This is a genomic window from Pseudomonas proteolytica (assembly GCF_007858275.1).
Lineage (GTDB): Bacteria > Pseudomonadota > Gammaproteobacteria > Pseudomonadales > Pseudomonadaceae > Aquipseudomonas > Aquipseudomonas proteolytica.
In genome coordinates this window covers 63,877-82,946 of sequence record NZ_VFEV01000018.1, presented here as the reverse complement: position 1 = coordinate 82,946, position 19,070 = coordinate 63,877, and the positions used below count along the sequence as shown (strand labels likewise).

Genomic DNA, 19,070 nt, shown 5'->3' with positions numbered 1-19,070 from the left:
TATACAAAAGACATGATTTACTCGTGACTCATTAACTACTACAATTTTTCCTGCCTGCGCTGAATTGGCAGGAGAGCCACATTTACCGAGTCATGCTGAGGCTCTTGGCTTATAGCTTTGTTTACAGTTGGTATCAGCCAAATACACTATTGGAGTAAAGATTTTGTCCAGACTCGCCGAATTTCGCGCAGCAGAAAAAGCCCTTCAAGAACAGCTCGCCCAGCTGGAATCCCTGAAGAACGACGCTGGCTTGAAGAAAGAAATCGAATTTGAAGAAAAGCTTCAAGGGCTGATGAAAACCTACGGCAAGAGCCTGCGCGACATCATTTCCATCCTTGATCCAAACCCGGGCAAATCGGGGATTCAGGTGGCCACCGCCCCTAAAACCCGTCGCGCACGTGTAGTCAAGGTGTATCACAACCCACACACTGGCGAACTGATTGAAACCAAGGGCGGCAACCACCGCGGCTTGAAGGCCTGGAAAGAACAGTACGGCGCAGCCACTGTAGATTCCTGGTTGCGCGGCTAATACCGACGCACTAATAAAAGCCCCGCAGATGCGGGGCTTTTTTTGTGTGCGCTGCGATTTTCACGACCTGCCGCTTTCGCAAGTGAACTTCTAAATACATTCCACTTCGTACACATTCAGCGACCCGTGGCTCTACGCTACGGCCCCATAGTTATGTGTTTTTTCTCACGCAACCATGTCAGCCATCTAGCCATCGCCGATCAAAGTTTCAGGCTTGCACGCACCGCGCTGACTTCGTCTTTGCTCGACTCATAAGCCTGCGCTTGTCCGGCGTATGAAAAAACATAGGCCTTATTCGTATCAATAGCGCCCACCAGTGTTTGCGAGAGCACATGCCGACCGTTCTCGGTAATCACGCAGGTAGTTTCCAGCGCTTCAAGATGACTTAAGGTGGTCGCGTGCATCTTGTTGCAGACACTTTGATAACCACTGCGGGCAAAGTCCTTCTGGATGGACTTGCGCATCTCCAGCAATACACCTTGCAGATTGACCACATGCCCTGGCTCGATCGGCGTGCCCGTCAGCTCCATGACCATCAGCGTCTCGCCATTTTCATCGTTCTTTATCGCGCGCTGACGGGAAACCGGTGACGGCTTGGCCGGCGTATCGGCATCCGCGACAACCTCCTCCACCTGCCAGCCACTGGGCCAATGAATTTCGGGCTCGGCCGCCAATACAGAGGTACAACCGAAGATCAGGCAAAAGGTGGTCAACAATGGTTTGCTCAATCGGCTCATTGCAAAAAACACTCGAAGTTCAAGCCGCAAAGTTTGAGCCTGAGCATGGGCCGCTCGCAAGGCCCGCGTGAGTTTTTCATTTGGCGCGGCCCGCGCAGCTTGCGTATCATGGTTTCGCTGCACAGATCTGCCGCAAGCCAAAGGGCCGCTCAATCCACGAGCTGCGCCTGCCCCATTTTTTCTGGAGGGCCCATGAGCCTGCACGAATTGAACACCTTCCCGGGCGTAACCGCCCAACCCGACACCGCGACTTCGAACTTCGTGTTCAACCACACCATGCTGCGGGTCAAGGACATCACCAAGTCGCTGGACTTCTATACCCGCGTCCTGGGTTTCTCCCTGGTTGAGAAACGCGACTTCCCGGAAGCCGAATTCAGCCTGTACTTCCTCGCCCTGGTCGACAAGGCGCAAATCCCGGCCGATGCCGCCGCGCGCACCCAGTGGATGAAGTCTATCCCAGGCATCCTGGAACTGACCCACAACCACGGCACCGAAAACGATGCCGATTTCTCCTACCACAATGGCAACACCGACCCACGTGGCTTTGGCCATATCTGCATTTCGGTGCCAGATATCGTTGCAGCCTGCGAACGGTTTGAAGCGCTGGGCTGTGATTTCCAGAAACGCCTGACCGATGGCCGCATGAAAAGCCTGGCGTTTATCAAGGACCCGGATGCTTACTGGGTCGAGATCATCCAGCCAGCACCGCTGTAAACGGGTGCATACCTCTATAGGAGCCGGCTTGCCGGCGAGCTCCCACAAAAAAACCCATGATCGCTCATGGGTTTTTTAGTTTCAGGCCTTACGCTCGGATCAGGTGATCAAAAGCACTCAGGGAAGCCTTGGCGCCCTCACCCACGGCAATCACGATCTGCTTGTACGGCACGGTCGTTACGTCACCGGCGGCAAATACGCCTAGCAGTGAAGTCTCGCCACGGGCATCGACAATGATCTCACCACGGGGCGACAGCTCCACGGTGCCCTTGAGCCAATCGGTGTTGGGCAGCAAACCGATCTGCACAAAGATGCCTTCCAGGTCGATGGTCTTGAACTCGCCGGTATCGCGATCCTTGTAGGCCAGGCCGGTGACTTTCTGGCCATCACCCTTGACCTCACTGGTCAACGCACTGGTGATCACGTCAACGTTCGGCAGGCTGTAGAGCTTGCGCTGCAACACGGCGTCGGCGCGCAACTTGCTGTCGAACTCGAGCAAGGTCACGTGGCTGACAATACCGGCCAAGTCGATGGCCGCTTCAACGCCGGAGTTACCGCCGCCAATTACCGCCACACGCTTGCCCTTGAACAGCGGACCATCGCAGTGCGGGCAGAAGCACACGCCCTTGGCCTTGTATTCCTGCTCGCCCGGCACACCCATTTCGCGCCAGCGCGCACCGGTCGCCAGGATCACGGTCTTGGACTTGAGAGTCGCGCCACTTTCAAAGCGAATTTCGTGCAGTTCGCCGGGATTTTTCGCCGGGATCAAGCTGCTGGCGCGCTGCAGGTTCATGATATCCACGTCGTACTGACGCACGTGGGCTTCCAGGGCGCTGGCCAGTTTCGGGCCTTCGGTTTCCTGCACCGAGATAAAGTTCTCGATGGACATGGTGTCCAGCACTTGCCCGCCAAAACGCTCGGCGGCTACACCGGTACGGATGCCTTTACGCGCAGCGTAGATGGCGGCCGCAGAGCCGGCTGGGCCACCACCGACCACCAACACATCAAAAGCGTCTTTGGCGCTGATTTTCTCGGCTGCTTTTTCGATGCCGCTGGTGTCGAGCTTGGCGAGGATTTCTTCCAGGCCCATGCGACCCTGGCCGAAGTTCACGCCATTGAGGTAGACGCTAGGGACCGCCATGACCTGACGCTCGTCGACTTCAGCCTGGAACAACGCGCCGTCGATAGCAACGTGGCGGATGTTCGGGTTGAGTACGGCCATCAAGTTCAACGCCTGGACCACGTCCGGGCAGTTCTGGCAGGACAGCGAGAAGTAAGTCTCGAAGTTGAACTCACCTTTAAGGCTACGAATCTGTTCAATCACTTCGACACTGGCCTTCGAAGGGTGGCCACCGACTTGCAACAGGGCCAGCACCAACGAAGTGAATTCATGGCCCATGGGGATGCCGGCAAAACGCAGGCTGATATCGGCACCCGGGCGGTTGATGGAGAACGATGGCTTGCGCCCGTCATTACCATCGGTGTTCAGGGTAATCAGCGTAGTGAGGCTGGTTACGTCCTGCAAAAGGGCAAGCATTTCCTGGGATTTCGCACCGTCGTCGAGGGAGGCGACGATCTCGATCGGCTGGGTGACCCGTTCCAGGTATGACTTCAACTGAGCTTTAAGATTGGCGTCCAACATACGGGCGATTTCCTATTAATTCGGTTTATTGCGGACAAAAAAACGCCCGAGCGAATCTCGCCCGGGCGTTTTGAGGGCGGATGCAGCTTACTTAGGTGCGGTAATCCGCCCTTGATACATCACAGACTTAGATCTTGCCGACCAGGTCCAGGGACGGAGCCAGGGTGGCCTCGCCTTCTTTCCACTTGGCTGGGCACACTTCGCCTGGGTGGGCAGCGACGTACTGGGCAGCCTTGATTTTGCGCAGCAGCTCGGAAGCGTCACGGCCAACACCGCCGTCGTTCAGTTCAACGATCTTGATCTGGCCTTCCGGGTTGATCACGAAAGTGCCACGGTCTGCCAGGCCAGCTTCTTCGATCAGCACGTCAAAGTTGCGGGAGATGGTCAGGGTCGGGTCGCCGATCATGGTGTACTGGATCTTGCCGATGGCTGGCGAGGTGTTGTGCCAGGCAGCGTGGGCAAAGTGGGTGTCGGTGGAAACGCTGTAGATCTCGACGCCCAGTTTCTGGAATTCGGCGTAGTTGTCAGCCAGGTCTTCCAGTTCGGTTGGGCAGACGAAAGTGAAGTCGGCTGGGTAAAAGAATACGACAGACCACTTGCCTTTCAGGTCAGCGTCCGACACGTCTACGAAGTTGCCGTTTTTGTAAGCGGTCGCTTTGAACGGTTTTACTTGGCTGTTGATGATAGGCATCGTTGACTCTCCGTCAGGGGTTAGTAAGTTGATGGGTGAATCCTACCCAGTCTCATTGCCGATGGCTCATTGGCAAACCTGATGCTGCCGATTGGTTTTGACTATCAACCAACTGTATTAATAGAAGAAATCTTAAAGCAGCGGATCGCGGGCCAACGTCATGCCAAGAAAGGGCGTCGCTTCAACATAGCGCATGGCTGACTTCATGTCCTTCCAGCCGACATACGTCATCAACGACTTCAAATCCCAGCCGCTGCGATGGGCCCAGGTGGCAAAGCCACGGCGCAGGGAGTGGCTGGTGTACTGCTCGGCGGCAATGCCTGCTCGCTCAAGGGCCTGGCGCAGCAATGGGATCACGCTATTGGCATGCAACCCCTCCTCGCCCAGGTTGCCCCAGCGATCAATCCCGCGAAACACTGGGCCGCGTACCAGGGCCGAGGCGCTAAGCCATTCGCTATAGGCCTGCACCGGGCACAGGCGCAGCAGCGCCGGGGCTTGATAGGTCTTACCGAGGTTTTCGCGATCACTCTTGCTGCGTGGCAAGTACAAGGTGATGCCCGCTCCCGGCACCGCCTGCACGTGTTCGATCTGCAGCCGACACAACTCATCACTGCGAAAGCCGCGCCAAAAGCCCAGCAGGATCAATGCCCCATCGCGCTTGGCGCGCAGCCAGCGCGGTCGATCGTCTTCTGCCCGTGCCAGCTCAGCTTCACCCGCCAGGTAACTGACCACCTGCTCCAGATGCTGGAGCTGCAAGGGTTCGGCCTGTTTTTCCTGGGCGGGATGCAGAGCGCGGATGCCCTTGAGCACTTTGCGCACCACCGGCGCCTTGGTGGGGTCTGGAAAGCCCTGGCTGGTGTGCCATTGCGCCAGCGCCGAAAGCCGCAGCTTCAACGTGTTGACCGCGAGCACCCCGGCATGGGCCACCAGGTATCGCGCCACACTGTCGCTGGTGGCCGGCAGGAAGCCGCCCCAACTCACTTCAAAGTGTTCGATGGCAGCGCGATAGCTGCGGCGGGTGTTATCGCGGGTGGCGGCGTTCAGGTAACGATCTAGATCACTCATACCGCTATCGCCGGCAAGCCGGCTCCTACAAGGGTTGGTGTACGGGTGCTGGGCTCGGATGGGGGCCGGCAACCGCTGACAAGGGATAATACGCCAATATCCCATGTGTAAAATCATGAATTCAAACGTATTTTAATTTGTGATATGGTATGTATCTACATAGTACATACCACAGTATCAAATCGACGGAGACCCCATGGCTCGCGGCGGCATCAATAAAGCAGTAGTTCAAACGGCACGCCTGGCAATCCTCGCCCGCGGCGAAAACCCCAGCATCGACGCCGTACGCATCGAGATGGGCAATACCGGCTCGAAAACCACCATCCACCGCTATTTGAAGGAGCTGGACGAGAGCGAAACCCGCCTCACCATCACCGAAGCGCCCATCGACGATGAGCTTGGCGAACTGGTCGCACGCCTGGCCCAGCGCCTCAAAGAGAAAGCCCAGGAGCCCATCGACCTGGCGCTGGCGCAGTTCGAACAGCACAAAAGCGCCCTGCTCGCCCAAATAGAAGCGCTTGAAGCGGCGCGCAGCCAACTCCAGCAGCAATTCGATATCCAGGCCGCCGCCCTCGCCGAAGAAAGCGCCGCCCTGCAAACCGCCAGCACCAGTTTGCAGACCGAGCAAACCCGTAACGCCGGGTTAAGCCAGGCGTGCAGCGATTACGAGCTGCGGATTTCGGATAAGGACGAACAGATTCGTTCGCTGGAAGAAAAACACCTGCACGCGCGCGATGCCCTTGAGCACTACCGCAACGCGATCAAAGACCAGCGCGAGCAGGAACAACGCCGCCACGAAGGCCAGTTGCAGCAGCTCCAGGCCGAGTTGCGCCAGGCACAGCAGAGCGCCATAGTGCGCCAGGATGAAATCACCCAGTTGCATCGTGATAATGAGCGGCTATTGATCGAACACCGAGTCACGGCCAAGGAATTGACCGCCTTGCAGGAACAAAGCCGCAAAGATCAGGCCCAGCAGCTCAAGTTAAGCGAACAGGTGAGCCTGATTGATAGCGAACGCACCCTGCTCCAGGAGCGTCTGCGGGTAGCCGTGCTGGACAGTCAGTCACGCCAGGAGGCACTTGCCGAGCAACAGCACACTCACAAAACCCTGGAACTGGACCTGATCAAGGCCCAGGCCACCATCGAGGCGCTGCGCCTGGCCACCGTCGTTGCAACGGCGCCAGAGGCAGCAACCGAAAGCTGATCAGTCAGCCACTGGTGTGCGCATGGTGACGAATTCTTCCGCCGCCGTAGGATGCACGCCGATGGTCTCGTCGAAATGCTGCTTGGTCGCCCCCGCCTTGAGGGCGATCGCCAGGCCCTGGACGATCTCGCCCGCATCCGGCCCGACCATGTGGCAACCCAGCACCTTGTCGGTGTCGGCGTCCACCACTAGCTTCATCAGCGTGCGCTCCTGGCATTCGGTCAGTGTCAACTTCATTGGCCGGAAGCGGCTTTCGAAGATCTGCACGTTATGCCCATCGGCCCGGGCTTGTTCTTCGCTCAGGCCCACGGTGCCGATATTCGGCAGGCTGAACACCGCCGTAGGAATCATCGCGTAGTCCACCGGGCGATACTGCTCAGGCTTGAACAGGCGACGCGCCACGGCCATGCCTTCGGCCAGTGCCACCGGGGTCAATTGCACGCGACCAATCACGTCACCAATGGCCAGGATCGAAGGCTCGGCAGTCTGGTACAACTCGTCGACCTCGACAAAACCACGCTTGTCCAGTTTGACCCCTGTGTGCTCCAGGCCCAGGTTATCCAGCATCGGGCGCCGACCGGTGGCGTAGAACACACAATCAGCCTCCAGCACACGACCGTCTTTCAAGGTGGCCTTGAGGCTGCCATCGGCCTGCTTGTCGATACGCGCGATATCGGCGTTGAATTGCAGGTCCAGGCCGCGTTTGGTCAGCTCTTCCTGCAAGTGCTTGCGCACCGCACCATCGAACCCTCGCAGGAACAGATCACCGCGATACAGCAGCGACGTCTGTGCGCCCAAGCCATGGAAAATCCCGGCGAACTCCACCGCGATGTAACCACCGCCAACCACCAGCACTCGCTTGGGCAGCTCTTTAAGGAAGAACGCCTCGTTGGAGCCAATGGCGTGCTCATGCCCTGGAATTTCGGGAATCTGCGGCCAGCCGCCGGTGGCGATCAGGATGTTTTTGGCAGTGAAACGCTGGCCGTTGATCTCGACCTCGTGGGGCCCGGTCAGGCGCGCATGGCCTTCGTGCAGGGTCACACCACTGTTGACCAGCAGGTTACGGTAGATGCCGTTGAGGCGATTGATTTCGCGATCCTTGTTGGCGATCAGTGTCGCCCAATCAAAGCTCGCCTCGCCCAGGGACCAGCCAAAGCCGCTGGCCTGCTCGAAGTCTTCGGCATAGTGCGCACCGTAGACCAGCAGCTTTTTCGGCACGCAGCCTACGTTGACGCAAGTCCCGCCCAGGTAGCGGCTTTCCGCCACGGCCACCTTTGCGCCAAACCCGGCGGCAAACCGCGCCGCTCGCACACCGCCGGAACCGGCGCCAATTACATACAGATCAAAATCGTAGGCCATTTCACTCTCCTCGGCAGGGCATCAGGATACCCGCTTGCGCCCAAAAAACCAGAAAGCCACCCGAAGGTGGCTTTCTTGAGGTTCAACAGGCAATGCTTGAATCAGTAAGCCTTGCCAGTTTTGTAGAAGTGCTCGTAGCAGAAGTTGGTCGCCTCGATGTAGCCTTCAGCGCCACCGCAGTCAAAACGACGGCCCTTGAACTTGTAGGCAATTACGCAACCGTCCTTCGCCTGCTTCAACAAGGCGTCGGTGATCTGGATTTCGCCGCCCTTGCCTGGCTCGGTTTCTTCGATCAGCTTGAAGATATCCGGGGTCAGGATGTAGCGACCGATGATCGCCAGGTTCGACGGGGCATCTTCCGGCGCCGGCTTCTCGACCATGTCGCGTACACGGATCAGGCCATCGCCAATGTCGTCGCCAGCGATCACGCCGTACTTGTTGGTTTCCGAAGGATCGACTTCCTGCACCGCAACGATGGTGCAGCGGTATTTCTGGTACAGCTTGACCATCTGGGTCAAGACGCCGTCGCCTTCCAGGTTGACGCACAGGTCGTCCGCCAGGACTACAGCAAACGGCTCGTCACCGATCAGTGGGCGACCAGTAAGGATTGCATGGCCCAGGCCTTTCATCTGAGTTTGGCGAGTGTAGGAGAACGAACACTCGTCGAGCAGCTTGCGGATACCAACCAGGTATTTTTCCTTGTCGGTGCCCTTGATCTGGTTTTCCAGCTCATAGCTGATGTCGAAGTGGTCTTCCAGGGCGCGCTTGCCACGACCGGTAACGATGGAGATTTCGTTCAGGCCGGCATCCAGTGCCTCTTCGACGCCGTACTGGATCAGTGGCTTGTTTACCACCGGCAGCATTTCTTTAGGCATGGCCTTGGTCGCTGGCAGGAAGCGAGTGCCGTAACCGGCTGCTGGGAACAAGCATTTCTTGATCATATAAGTCCTTAATAAGGGCTGTGCGTACGAAATTCGGCGCAGTCTAATCAGGCCGCAGCGACCTTACAATGGGCGCTGCTGGCGTTGCGATGTCAACATAGAGAAAAAATGTCGGCGTTAGTTCCGCCCGTGTGTAAACAAGCGAACCCAATAGCGGCGGAAAAACATCCCGCCCCCCCGATTTCAAAGGGCCGTATTCTTTTTAGCACGCTTTAGGGGGTTCGGCACTGACCTGCAACAACTTGCGCGCCCCCATGGCATTTGGCGCTATCATTGCTCGCTTGAACCAGACCACGAGATTGTTAATAGATGTCAGAACCAAAAGGCGTAAACGGCTACCTGATCACCCAGCGAGCAGACGGCTGGCACCTGATCAATTTTCATGGCGACAGCGTTGCCGGGGCATTCGCTACCGAAAGCCAGGCGATTGCAGTAGCCGAAGTGTTTGTGGATGAGGCCGGCCACGCGTCGAGCAAACGACCAAAGGGCAAATAAGCCCTTGCGATTGCGCAAAAAGCCCCGGTGAACGGGGCTTTTTTGTGATTGTCTGTACCTTGATGGCCGTTGGCTATAATCTCGCTGAAAACGCCCCACGACAGTGTCTGCGCCCCCTTAACATTTCTCAACGACGAACCTTACATGAACAAGATTCTGGCACTGATCTCGGTACTGGCGCTCGCCGGCTGCACCACCACTTCCGACATTTACCTGAAAAACGGCGAACAAGGCCTGACCATTGATTGTTCAGGCGAGGCCAACTCCTGGGCCAGCTGCTACGAGAAGGCCGACGCCTCTTGCGCGGGTACCGGATACCGTATCGTCGGCACCGAAGGCACGCCAGCCTTGAAGGACAGCGACAAGACCCTGGGCGCCGATGTGGGCAACTTCAAGGGCCGCAGTGTGGTAGTGGTCTGCAAGTAAACCGGGCGCTTACATGTGAATCTCGGCGAACTTGATGCCAAGGCCGCGGATGGTGTCGATCAGGTCATCCAGCTTCTCAAACGATTCGACCTCATCATGATCATCCACCAGGAAAAAGCTGCGCCCGCCGCTTTTCTTGAAAAACACGATCCACTCCCCTGAATTGGCCGGATTTTGAATCACATGGGTCGCAGAGATGTGACCCTCTGCATGCCGCTCTTTGACACGTTCACGCTTCATAATTGGTTTTCCAGAATGACAATGCCGCTCAAACCCCGGGGTTTGAGCGGCATTTTTTGTGTTCAGGCAGTAGTTTAACGGATGCCTTGGCCAATCAGCACGCCATCGACCGTTTGCCCGTACAGGTTCACCCCATCATTGGCGTGAAACTTGACGCGGGTTTTCTCCACGGAGCCGTCCACCAGTCGCGGGTCCTGCGGGCGCTCATGGCGATTGACGTAGGCAGCCACGTCCCAGGCCTGCTGGTCGGTCAAGCTCCCGCCCTTACCCAGCGGCATGTTGTGCTTGATAAAAGAAGCCGCCGTGTTGATCCGATGCATACCGGCGCCCCAGTTGTAGGAATCCTTACCCCACAACGGTGGCATCACGTAGTTGTCGCCCACCTTCTGCCCCTGCCCCTCGGCGCCATGGCACACCGCACACTGCGCCTTGTACACCTCGGCACCTTGCGCCAGGTTGTAGCCTTTGGCCGGCTGTGGCACCTCGGGATAGCCGCGCCCCGGCAGCTCCACGCCCAAGGGTGCCTTGCTCGCCAGCCAGTAGGCATACGTCGACAGCGCGGTAATCTCGTGACTGTCGGCTGCCGGAGGCTTGCCGCCGTTCATGCTGAACTGGAAACAGCCCTGCAGACGTTCGGCGAACGTGTTGACCTTGTCGTTCTTTTTTCGGTACGCGGGGTACATCGGGTAGGCGCCCCACAGCGGCGCCGAATTGGCCAAACGTCCCTGATCCAGGTGGCAGTTGCTGCAGTTAAGGCCGTTGCCGACAAACTGTGGCGCCAGGCGCTTGGTATCGACGAACAACGCATAGCCCTGCATCACCAGCTTGCCGTAGGCGTTGTCGGGCAATTCGCTTTCCTGAGGCGGCTGGAACGCCGTGGCGGCAGGCACCGCAGCGGGCACCTTCAGTTGCGACTGATCTTCCATGGCAATCGGTGCCGCCCAGGCAGGCGCACTGATCAACGCGACAAACACGGGGGCAAATGACAGCTTCTTCATGGTTTGACCTCCTGGCCAGGCAAGGAGGCGAAATAGTTTGCGATCCCCTGCACTTCATCATCAGTCAGGGATTTGGCCACATGCCCCATCAAGTCATTGGGATCATTGTGGCGGGTGCCACTGCGCCAGGCATTGAGCTGAGCAGCCAGATAAGCCGCAGACTGCCCTGACAACGGCGGGAACGCCTCGCCCACCCCCACACCCGACGGGCCATGGCAACTGACACACGCGGGGATCTGCCGCTCCCAGGCGCCTTGCAACGCCAGCTTTTCGGCAGGATTGGTGGGGGTAGCGCTGCGATGCCCGGCTGGCACAACCGGCGCCGGCATCGCCGCCAGTGTCTGGCTCACCGCAGCGATTTCTTCCTCGGTCAGCGCCTTGGCCAGCGACGTCATCACCGGGTTGCTGCGCGCGCCACTCCTGAAATCATGCAGTTGTTTGCTCAAATAACCCGCTGGCAACCCCGCCAGCCTGGGAAACCCCGCAGCAGCCAACCCCAGGCCATCCGCCCCGTGGCACGCCATGCACGCGGCAGCGCCAGGCTGCGCGCCACCTTCACTGAATACCTTTTTGCCCTCCAGCGCTTGCGCGCTGCCGAGCATGAGTAGCAAGGCGCCACCCATCAACACTCTCTCCACAGACATCATCACGACTCCATTTTTATAGTTATATGCTTAGACCTACAATGAATAAGCCTACAAATGGTAGGGTAATGAGCTGACAGTCACAACCGCAGCGTAAGAAATTGCGGACAATAAAAAGCCCGGCACTGCAACCGCAGGCCGGGCTTCTTGATCGGAGTTGATCGCGTATGAGCGGCGCCGTGAACTCAGCCGGAAATGCAGTCTTCCGCAGCTTTTTTCACGTCACCCGGACGAATCGGCACATTGGACATGCTCTCGTAGAGCTTGATGCTGCTACCGCTGGAGCGGTCTTCGATTTCAAAAATGGCCGAAGGGTCAGCCGAAAACTTCTGAGGCACAATCACCCGCACACCTTCCTTGTGAGGTTCGATCTGCGACGGACGGCGGGTCGACGACAGTTTTTGCACCACACACGCCGCGTATTCCTGCGGTTTTTTCCCGGAGATAACCGCCAGTGTCGGCGGTGTCTGCTTGATGTCTGAAACCGAAGCACATCCACCTATTGCCAGGGCCAGAACCAATACACTCCACTTCATACAAAACCTCCGATAAAGACCCTACGACAGCGGGGATGGTATTTTTCTCCCGCCCACGTAGGATTTATCCCTGATATATCGGTAAATAACTGTTTTAAATTGTCGAAGACGTCGACGACGACCCGATAATAAACGTGCTGGGGCTGATAAACTCCATCTTAACCTACGTATCGTTCTGATTTTTCAGAAAAAGCCCTTCTGGAGACACCCCCCATGAAATTCATCCACCAGCGCGAACACTTGAACGAAGGGGATATTGTCGTCATTGAATGCTCGCAGACCTGCAATATCCGTCTGATGAGCGATGCGAATTTTCGCAGTTTTAAAAACGGCGGTCGCCACACTTATCACGGCGGTGCATTCGACAAGTTCCCGGCCAAGATCACCGCGCCGAGCACCGGGTTCTGGAACATTACCCTGGACGTGGTAACGCGCCGTGCCATCAGCGTTACGCGCAAGCCGGCGTTGTCCCATAAAATCCGCATTGTTCGCCGCACCAGCACCAAACTCAGCTGATTGCGCCCCACGCCACAGGAACGACCGTGACTCAAACCACTAAATACGTCATCAAGTACAAACTCAACGGCGAGCGCCGCTTCGAATTTGCCCAGTTACACGCGGCGAGCATCGAAGAAGCCCAACAAGCCTTGGCCAAGATTCACGATGCCAGTGACCAGATAACTGAAATCACTGTGAGCAAGGCCCTGTAAAATCCTCACCCGCAACGGAGTGATTGTGCAACATGGACCCTCATTCCACCGGTGATCTGTTCAGCGACGAGGCCTTGCAGCAGCCGGCCCGTCGCGAGCAGATTGGCGAACAGTCTTACGTCCTCAGGGGCTATGCCCTGCCCTGGCTTGAGCGCTTGTTACCGGAGTTGCGTGCGGTACTGGCCCAGTCACCGTTCCGGCAAATGGTCACCCCCGGTGGCTTTACCATGTCGGCCGCGCTGAGCAGTTGCGGTGACCTGGGCTGGACCACTGACCGCCAAGGCTATCGCTACAGCCCCATCGACCCCGAGCGCCATCAGCCCTGGCCGGCATTGCCGAACGTCCTGCGCGAGTTGGCGACAACGGCAGCGGCCGCTGCGGGGTTCGAGGGCTTTGCCCCGGACGCCTGCCTGATCAACCGCTACGTTCCAGGCGCAAGGATGTCGCTGCACCAAGACAAAAACGAGCGCGACTTCAGCGCGCCTGTGGTCTCGCTTTCCCTGGGGCTGCCGGCGGTGTTTCTGTTTGGTGGGCATCAGCGCAGTGACAAGACCCAGAAAACTTCCCTGTTCCATGGCGATGTGGTGGTCTGGGGCGGTGTCGACCGCCTGCGCTTTCATGGCGTGCTGCCGATCAAACACGGCGTACACCCGCGCATGGGCCCACAACGGATCAACCTGACGTTTCGCAAGGCAGGCTGACCTTGAAAACTGGCACTTCGGTGTGCCTGGTAGAACTTGGGGGGGCTCTTGGGGCTGCTGCGCAGCCCAGCGCGGGGCAAGCCCGCTCGCCACAGGAAGCCTGCGATCCACAGTAAGTTGCGACCCTGTGGCGAGGGGGCTTGCCGGAACGCCGTATCGCCCCCGTTGGGCTGCGGCAGCAGCCCCAAAACCAGCGACCTCGGTGTAGCTGACAGAACATGGTGAGGCTATTGGGGCGGCTTCGCCACCCAGCGCGGGGCAAGCCCGCTCGCCACAGGAAGCCTGCGATCCACCGTAAGTTGCAACCCTGTGGCGAGGGGGCTTGCCGGAACGCCGTATCGCCCCCGTTGGGCTGCGGCAGCAGCCCTAAAACCAGCCACCTCGGTGTAGCTGGCAGAACATGGTGAGGCTATTGGGGCGGCTTCGCCACCCAGCGCGGGGCAAGCCCGCTCGCCACATTGAGCGCGCTACGGCAAGCGTCATTGCCAGGGTGAATTCGACCGCAAGTAACGGAGTGTCCAACTCCACCTCAGCGGTTATTCTGGGTGCCACTGTTGCGCTGTCGAGCCATTGCCATGACCACTGAAGATGACCTGCGTTGGGCCGCGATTGTCGCCCGCGATGCCACAGCGGACCTGACGTTCGTCTACGGGGTCAAGACCACCGGCGTGTATTGCCGCCCCAGCAGCAGCGCACGTCAGCCACTGCGCAAGAACGTCGAGTTTTTCGACACCCCGCAGCAGGCCGAAGCAGCCGGCTACCGCCCCAATAAACGTACCTCGGCCGATCAGACCCAGGTCGCGCAGCGCCATGCGCACCTGGTCGCTGCGGCCTGCCGTCACATCGAACAGGCCCAGGCGCTGCCCTCCCTGGAGGACCTGGCCAACGGCGCCGGCCTGAGCCCGTTCCATTTCCATCGGGTGTTCAAGACCCTGACCGGGTTGACGCCGAGGGGCTACGCCCGCGCCCATCGCTCACGCAAGCTCAGGGCTCACCTGCTGGACAATCAGTCGGTGACCGACGCGCTGTACGATGCAGGCTTCAACTCCAACAGCCGCTTCTACGCGTCAGCCAACCAGTTGCTTGGCATGAAGCCCAGCGACTACAAGGCCGGTGGCACCCATAACGACATTCACTTCGCTGTCGGCGAGTGTTCGCTGGGCGCAATTCTGGTGGCCCAGAGCAATCGTGGCGTGTGTGCCATCTTGCTGGGCGATGATCCGGATCAGCTGGCGCGCGACCTGCAAGACCAGTTCCCCCAGGCCAATGTGATCGGCGCCGACCCCGACTTTGAACAGTTGATTGCCCAGGTGGTGGGGTTTATCGAAGCTCCGGCCCTGGGCCTGAACCTGCCCCTGGACCTGCGCGGCACCGCCTTCCAGGAGCGGGTCTGGCAGGCCTTGCGGGAAATTCCGGTAGGCAGCACGGCCAGCTATGCCGAGATCGCCCAGCGCATCGGCGCGCCCACGGCCTTTCGCGCCGTGGCCCAGGCCTGCGGCGCCAATTGCCTGGCCGTGGCGATTCCCTGTCACCGCGTGGTCCGCAGCGATGGCCATCTTTCGGGTTACCGGTGGGGCGTGGAGCGCAAGCGGCAGTTGCTCCAGCGCGAACACAACACCCCGCATGAACAATCGTCGACGTCCAGTGAATAATACAGACTGGCCTTGCCTGGGCCGCCCCTGTTAAAAGGGCCAGACCGTTAATCCACTGGAGAAGCACCCCATGAGCATCTGGCCAGACACGCGGATTCTTGACCTGCTGGGCATTGAACTGCCGATCATCCAGGCGCCCATGGCCGGCAGCACCAGCCCGCAGATGGTGATCGCCGCAAGCCAGGCCGGCGCCCTGGGCTCCATGCCTGCCGCCACCTTGAGCATCGATCAACTGCGCCAGGCCCTGACCACCATTCGCCAGGCCAGCGAGCGCCCGCTGAACGTCAATTTCTTCTGCCATCAGCCGCCGGTCCCCGACTCCGAGCGCGATCACCAGTGGAAGCAGATCCTGGAGCCGTATTACCGGGAATTGGGCGCCGATTTTGACGCGCCCACTCCGGTCTCCAATCGCGCACCGTTCGATAATGCCGCCTGTGAAGTGGTGGAAGAGTTTCGCCCGCAGGTCGTCAGTTTCCACTTCGGCCTGCCGGAAAAGTCTCTGCTCGATCGGGTCAAGGCCACCGGTGCAAAAGTGCTGTCGTCCGCGACCACGGTTGAAGAAGCGATCTGGCTGGAACAGCATGGCTGCGATGCAATCATCGCCATGGGCTATGAGGCCGGCGGGCATCGCGGGATGTTCCTCAACGACCGCCTGACCAGCCAGATTGGCACCATGGCCCTGGTGCCCCAGGTGGTGGATGCGGTCAACGTGCCGGTGATCGCCGCCGGCGGGATCGGTGATGCACGAGGGATCGTCGCCGCCTTCGCCCTTGGCGCCTCGGCCGTGCAGATTGGTACGGCCTACCTGTTCACGCCCGAGGCCACTATCACGCCCTCCCACCATCAGGCGCTGCATAGTGCCCCGGCCAACGAAACGGCACTGACCAACCTGTTCACCGGCCGCCCGGCGCGAGGGATCGTCAATCGGGTGATGCGCGAACTGGGGCCAATTAACCCCACAGCCCCGGCGTTTCCCTTGGCCGGTGGTGCGTTGATGCCGTTGCGCGCCCTGGATGAAGCCGACTTCAGCAGCCTGTGGGCCGGCCAGGCGTTGCGCCTGGGCCAGGATCTGCCAACACGCGAGCTGACCCTGAGGCTGGCCCGCCAGGCGCTGGCACAACTCAACAAGGGCTAGACCCCTGAGGCAACTTTGCACTGTACCGACGATGGCGAACCGCTATATATTCACGTACATAGCGACTAACTCTAACAAGCCGCCACGTCGGCACTCCAAGGAGCTGCTTCATGATGATCCGCGCCTCACGCCTGGCCCCTACCGCCCTGATCGCCCTCTTTACATTGGGCTCGGCACAGGCCGACGAAGTCCAGGTGGCGGTCGCCGCCAACTTCACCGCACCGATCCAGGCCATCGCCGCTGATTTCGAAAAGGACACTGGCCACACGTTGGTCGCTGCCTACGGGGCCACCGGGCAGTTCTATACCCAGATCAAGAACGGCGCGCCGTTTGAAGTGTTCCTCAGCGCTGACGACACCACCCCGCAAAAACTCGAAAGCGAAGGCGACACCGTCAAGGGTTCGCGCTTCACCTACGCGGTGGGCACCCTGGCGCTGTGGTCGGCCAAGGAAGGTTATGTGGATGCCAAGGGCGCAGTGCTGAAGAAAAATGAGTACCAGCACCTGTCCATTGCCAACCCGAAAGCTGCACCCTACGGCCTCGCTGCCACCCAGGTGCTGGCCAAACTAGGCCTGACCGAACAGGTCAAGAGCAAGCTCGTCGAAGGGCAGAACATCACCCAGGCCTATCAGTTCGTGTCCACCGGCAATGCCGAATTGGGCTTTGTGGCCTTGTCGCAGATCTACAAAGACGGCAAAGTCAGCAGCGGCTCGGCATGGATCGTCCCTGGCGAAATGCATGACCCGATCAAACAGGACGCGGTGATCCTCAACAAAGGCAAGGACAACCCGGCCGCCAAGGCATTGGTTGACTACCTCAAGGGGCCTAAAGCCGCTGCCGTTATCAAATCCTACGGTTATCAACTGTAAATGCCGCTATCGAGTGCCGATTTTTCCGCGATCTGGCTGACCCTGAAACTAGCGTCGCTGACCACCGTGATTCTGCTGATCATCGGCACTCCCATCGCCCTATGGCTGTCGCACACGCGCTCCTGGTGGCGCGGGCCGATAGGCGCGGTGGTCGCCCTGCCGCTGGTGCTGCCGCCGACGGTGATTGGTTTCTACCTGCTACTGACCATGGGGCCCCACGGTTACCTCGGGCAGTTCACCCAATGGCTGGGGCTGGGCACCTTGACCTTCAGCTTTGCCGGCCTGGTGATTGGCTCGGTGATCTACTCCATGCCGTTTGTGGTGCAACCGTTGCAAAACGCGTTCTCGGCCATTGGCAGCCGGCCCCTGGAAGTCGCTGCCACCCTGCGAGCCAATCCCTGGGATACGTTTTTCAGCGTGATCCTGCCGCTGGCCCGCCCCGGGTTTATCACCGCGTCGATCCTTGGCTTTGCCCATACCGTGGGCGAGTTCGGCGTGGTGCTGATGATCGGTGGCAATATCCCCGACAAGACCCGCGTGGTCTCGGTGCAGATCTACGACCATGTCGAAGCCATGGAGTACGCCCAGGCCCACTGGTTGGCCGGGGCCATGGTGGTGTTTTCTTTCCTGGTGCTGCTGGCGCTCTACTCCAGCCGTAAAACCAAGGCAGGCTGGAGCTGATGTCGATGATTGAAGTGCGCCTGCAACTGAACTATTCCGGGTTTGCCCTGGATGTTGACCTGAAGCTGCCGGGGCGCGGCGTCACCGCGCTCTACGGGCATTCGGGCTCGGGCAAAACCACGTGCCTGCGCTGCATTGCCGGGCTGGAGCGGGCCGGCGATGGTTTTGTGCAGATCAACGATCAGGTCTGGCAAGACAGCCGCAACGGTGTATTTGTGCCACCGCACAAGCGTGCCCTCGGCTATGTGTTTCAAGAGGCGAGCCTGTTTCCCCACCTGTCGGTGCTGGCCAACCTGGAGTTCGGCCTCAAGCGCATCCCCAAGGGCCAGCGCCGCGTAGACCTGGCCCACGCCACGCAATTGCTGGGCATCGGCCACCTGCTCGATCGCCATCCGCAGCATTTGTCTGGCGGCGAGCGCCAACGCGTCGGCATCGCCCGCGCGCTGCTCACCAGCCCGCAGCTATTGCTGATGGACGAACCCCTGGCCGCCCTCGACAGCCAGCGCAAAGGCGAAATCCTGCCGTACCTGGAGCGCCTGCACGACCAACTGGAAATCCCGGTGTTGTACGTCAGCCATGCCCAGGATGAAGTGGCGCGCCTGGCCGATCACATTGTCCTGCTCAGTGAGGGCAAGGCCCTGGCCAGCGGCCCGATCGGCGAAACCCTGGCGCGGCTCGACCTGCCGCTGGCCCGTGGCGACGATGCCGGCGTGGTTATCAATGGAACCGTCAGCAGCCATGACGCCCACTACCAACTGCTGACCCTGCAACTGCCCGACAGCCCGCTGCAAATGCGCGTGGCCCATGCCCCGCTCGACCTGGGCAAGCACCTGCGGTTCAAGGTCCAGGCCCGGGATGTCAGCCTCAGCCTGCAACCCGGGGAGCACAGCAGCATCCTCAACTGCTTGCCCGTGACCGTGACCCAGGAGATCCCCGCCGACAACAGCGCCCATGTGCTGGTGCGGCTCGACGCGGCGGGCACACCACTGCTGGCGCGGATCACCCGTTACTCGCGGGACCAACTGCAGGTGCACCCCGGCCAGGCACTGTGGGCACAGATCAAGGCGGTCGCGGTACTGGCTTGAACGGACGGCACAGGGC

The 19,070-nt window shown here is 59.5% G+C and carries 23 protein-coding genes; 13 read left to right on the top strand and 10 right to left on the bottom strand.

From position 1 onward, the window contains the following. Positions 1 to 163: 163 nt before the first annotated feature. Positions 164 to 529: a histone-like nucleoid-structuring protein, MvaT/MvaU family gene (locus FIV38_RS14975; RefSeq protein WP_092236360.1), complete on the top strand. Its 366-nt coding sequence runs from the start codon at positions 164 to 166 to the stop codon at positions 527 to 529. 200 nt (positions 530 to 729) lie between these two features. On the opposite strand, the gene FIV38_RS14970 is transcribed toward FIV38_RS14975, so the two are convergent. Then, positions 730 to 1,266 carry a DUF4946 domain-containing protein gene (locus FIV38_RS14970; protein WP_092236358.1) on the bottom strand — a complete coding sequence of 179 codons (537 nt, stop codon included), beginning with the start codon at positions 1,264 to 1,266 and terminating at the stop codon, positions 730 to 732. 192 nt (positions 1,267 to 1,458) lie between these two features. Here FIV38_RS14970 and gloA point away from each other — a divergent pair, with 192 nt between their 5' ends. Continuing rightward, a complete protein-coding gene (gene gloA / locus FIV38_RS14965) occupies positions 1,459 to 1,980 on the top strand; it encodes a lactoylglutathione lyase (protein ID WP_092236355.1) in 522 nt (173 codons plus the stop codon). A gap of 88 nt (positions 1,981 to 2,068) precedes the next feature. On the opposite strand, the gene ahpF is transcribed toward gloA, so the two are convergent. From ahpF to FIV38_RS14950, 3 genes are all read right to left on the bottom strand, one after another. Then, positions 2,069 to 3,622 (bottom strand): alkyl hydroperoxide reductase subunit F, encoded by a 1,554-nt coding sequence (gene ahpF, locus FIV38_RS14960; protein WP_092236353.1) that lies wholly within the window; start codon positions 3,620 to 3,622, stop codon positions 2,069 to 2,071. A 127-nt stretch (positions 3,623 to 3,749) separates the two neighbouring features. Next, positions 3,750 to 4,313, bottom strand: a complete 564-nt coding sequence (gene ahpC / locus FIV38_RS14955) for an alkyl hydroperoxide reductase subunit C (protein ID WP_010210361.1) — start codon at positions 4,311 to 4,313, stop codon at positions 3,750 to 3,752. 132 nt (positions 4,314 to 4,445) lie between these two features. Next, positions 4,446 to 5,378 carry a site-specific integrase gene (locus tag FIV38_RS14950; RefSeq protein WP_029294651.1) on the bottom strand — a complete coding sequence of 311 codons (933 nt, stop codon included), beginning with the start codon at positions 5,376 to 5,378 and terminating at the stop codon, positions 4,446 to 4,448. A gap of 196 nt (positions 5,379 to 5,574) precedes the next feature. Here FIV38_RS14950 and FIV38_RS14945 point away from each other — a divergent pair, with 196 nt between their 5' ends. Further along, positions 5,575 to 6,582, top strand: a complete 1,008-nt coding sequence (locus FIV38_RS14945) for a DNA-binding protein (protein ID WP_092236350.1) — start codon at positions 5,575 to 5,577, stop codon at positions 6,580 to 6,582. Here the strand turns inward: FIV38_RS14945 and gorA are convergent, their stop codons facing one another. Both gorA and galU read right to left on the bottom strand, forming a co-directional pair. Then, complete coding sequence (gorA, locus tag FIV38_RS14940) at positions 6,583 to 7,941, bottom strand: glutathione-disulfide reductase (protein WP_092236348.1); 1,359 nt, start codon at positions 7,939 to 7,941, stop codon at positions 6,583 to 6,585. A 101-nt stretch (positions 7,942 to 8,042) separates the two neighbouring features. Further along, positions 8,043 to 8,882 (bottom strand): UTP--glucose-1-phosphate uridylyltransferase GalU, encoded by an 840-nt coding sequence (gene galU, locus FIV38_RS14935; protein WP_029294645.1) that lies wholly within the window; start codon positions 8,880 to 8,882, stop codon positions 8,043 to 8,045. A gap of 309 nt (positions 8,883 to 9,191) precedes the next feature. Here galU and FIV38_RS14930 point away from each other — a divergent pair, with 309 nt between their 5' ends. Further along, on the top strand, positions 9,192 to 9,377 hold the full coding sequence (locus FIV38_RS14930; RefSeq protein ID WP_049713265.1) for a hypothetical protein: 186 nt from the start codon (positions 9,192 to 9,194) through the stop codon (positions 9,375 to 9,377). 144 nt (positions 9,378 to 9,521) lie between these two features. Then, positions 9,522 to 9,803 (top strand): YgdI/YgdR family lipoprotein, encoded by a 282-nt coding sequence (locus FIV38_RS14925; RefSeq protein WP_029294641.1) that lies wholly within the window; start codon positions 9,522 to 9,524, stop codon positions 9,801 to 9,803. Between the two features lie 9 nt (positions 9,804 to 9,812). On the opposite strand, the gene FIV38_RS14920 is transcribed toward FIV38_RS14925, so the two are convergent. The 4 genes from FIV38_RS14920 to FIV38_RS14905 all read right to left on the bottom strand — a co-directional run bounded on the left by FIV38_RS14920 (position 9,813) and on the right by FIV38_RS14905 (position 12,221). After that, positions 9,813 to 10,043 (bottom strand): hypothetical protein, encoded by a 231-nt coding sequence (locus FIV38_RS14920; RefSeq protein ID WP_029294639.1) that lies wholly within the window; start codon positions 10,041 to 10,043, stop codon positions 9,813 to 9,815. A 74-nt stretch (positions 10,044 to 10,117) separates the two neighbouring features. Beyond that, complete coding sequence (locus FIV38_RS14915) at positions 10,118 to 11,041, bottom strand: c-type cytochrome (RefSeq protein ID WP_092236345.1); 924 nt, start codon at positions 11,039 to 11,041, stop codon at positions 10,118 to 10,120. Beyond that, positions 11,038 to 11,688 carry a c-type cytochrome gene (locus tag FIV38_RS14910; RefSeq protein ID WP_029294635.1) on the bottom strand — a complete coding sequence of 217 codons (651 nt, stop codon included), beginning with the start codon at positions 11,686 to 11,688 and terminating at the stop codon, positions 11,038 to 11,040. The genes FIV38_RS14915 and FIV38_RS14910 overlap by 4 nt, the downstream gene beginning before the upstream one ends. Positions 11,689 to 11,870: 182 nt before the next feature. Further along, positions 11,871 to 12,221: a hypothetical protein gene (locus FIV38_RS14905; protein ID WP_029294633.1), complete on the bottom strand. Its 351-nt coding sequence runs from the start codon at positions 12,219 to 12,221 to the stop codon at positions 11,871 to 11,873. A gap of 213 nt (positions 12,222 to 12,434) precedes the next feature. Between FIV38_RS14905 and FIV38_RS14900 the strand changes: the two genes are divergently transcribed. The 8 genes from FIV38_RS14900 to modC all read left to right on the top strand — a co-directional run bounded on the left by FIV38_RS14900 (position 12,435) and on the right by modC (position 19,054). Further along, positions 12,435 to 12,737, top strand: coding sequence for a DUF1883 domain-containing protein (locus FIV38_RS14900; RefSeq protein WP_003173824.1), 303 nt, complete (start codon positions 12,435 to 12,437; stop codon positions 12,735 to 12,737). A gap of 26 nt (positions 12,738 to 12,763) precedes the next feature. Next, complete coding sequence (locus FIV38_RS29975; RefSeq protein ID WP_092236342.1) at positions 12,764 to 12,931, top strand: hypothetical protein; 168 nt, start codon at positions 12,764 to 12,766, stop codon at positions 12,929 to 12,931. Between the two features lie 32 nt (positions 12,932 to 12,963). Then, positions 12,964 to 13,632: a DNA oxidative demethylase AlkB gene (gene alkB / locus FIV38_RS14895; protein ID WP_092236339.1), complete on the top strand. Its 669-nt coding sequence runs from the start codon at positions 12,964 to 12,966 to the stop codon at positions 13,630 to 13,632. Positions 13,633 to 14,207: 575 nt separating this feature from the next. Continuing rightward, positions 14,208 to 15,284: a bifunctional DNA-binding transcriptional regulator/O6-methylguanine-DNA methyltransferase Ada gene (gene ada, locus FIV38_RS14890; protein ID WP_092236336.1), complete on the top strand. Its 1,077-nt coding sequence runs from the start codon at positions 14,208 to 14,210 to the stop codon at positions 15,282 to 15,284. Between the two features lie 70 nt (positions 15,285 to 15,354). Then, entirely contained in the window at positions 15,355 to 16,419 is a 1,065-nt protein-coding gene (locus FIV38_RS14885; RefSeq protein WP_092236334.1) for an NAD(P)H-dependent flavin oxidoreductase, read from the top strand. 113 nt (positions 16,420 to 16,532) lie between these two features. Beyond that, a complete protein-coding gene (modA, locus tag FIV38_RS14880; RefSeq protein ID WP_371923826.1) occupies positions 16,533 to 17,288 on the top strand; it encodes a molybdate ABC transporter substrate-binding protein in 756 nt (251 codons plus the stop codon). Beyond that, positions 17,289 to 17,969 (top strand): molybdate ABC transporter permease subunit, encoded by a 681-nt coding sequence (modB, locus tag FIV38_RS14875; protein WP_070996299.1) that lies wholly within the window; start codon positions 17,289 to 17,291, stop codon positions 17,967 to 17,969. Further along, the gene (modC, locus tag FIV38_RS14870; RefSeq protein WP_092236331.1) at positions 17,969 to 19,054 is read left to right on the top strand and encodes a molybdenum ABC transporter ATP-binding protein; all 1,086 of its coding nucleotides are present in this window, start codon (positions 17,969 to 17,971) and stop codon (positions 19,052 to 19,054) included. Before modB ends, modC begins: the two co-directional genes overlap by 1 nt. The last annotated feature ends 16 nt before the right edge of the window (positions 19,055 to 19,070 follow it).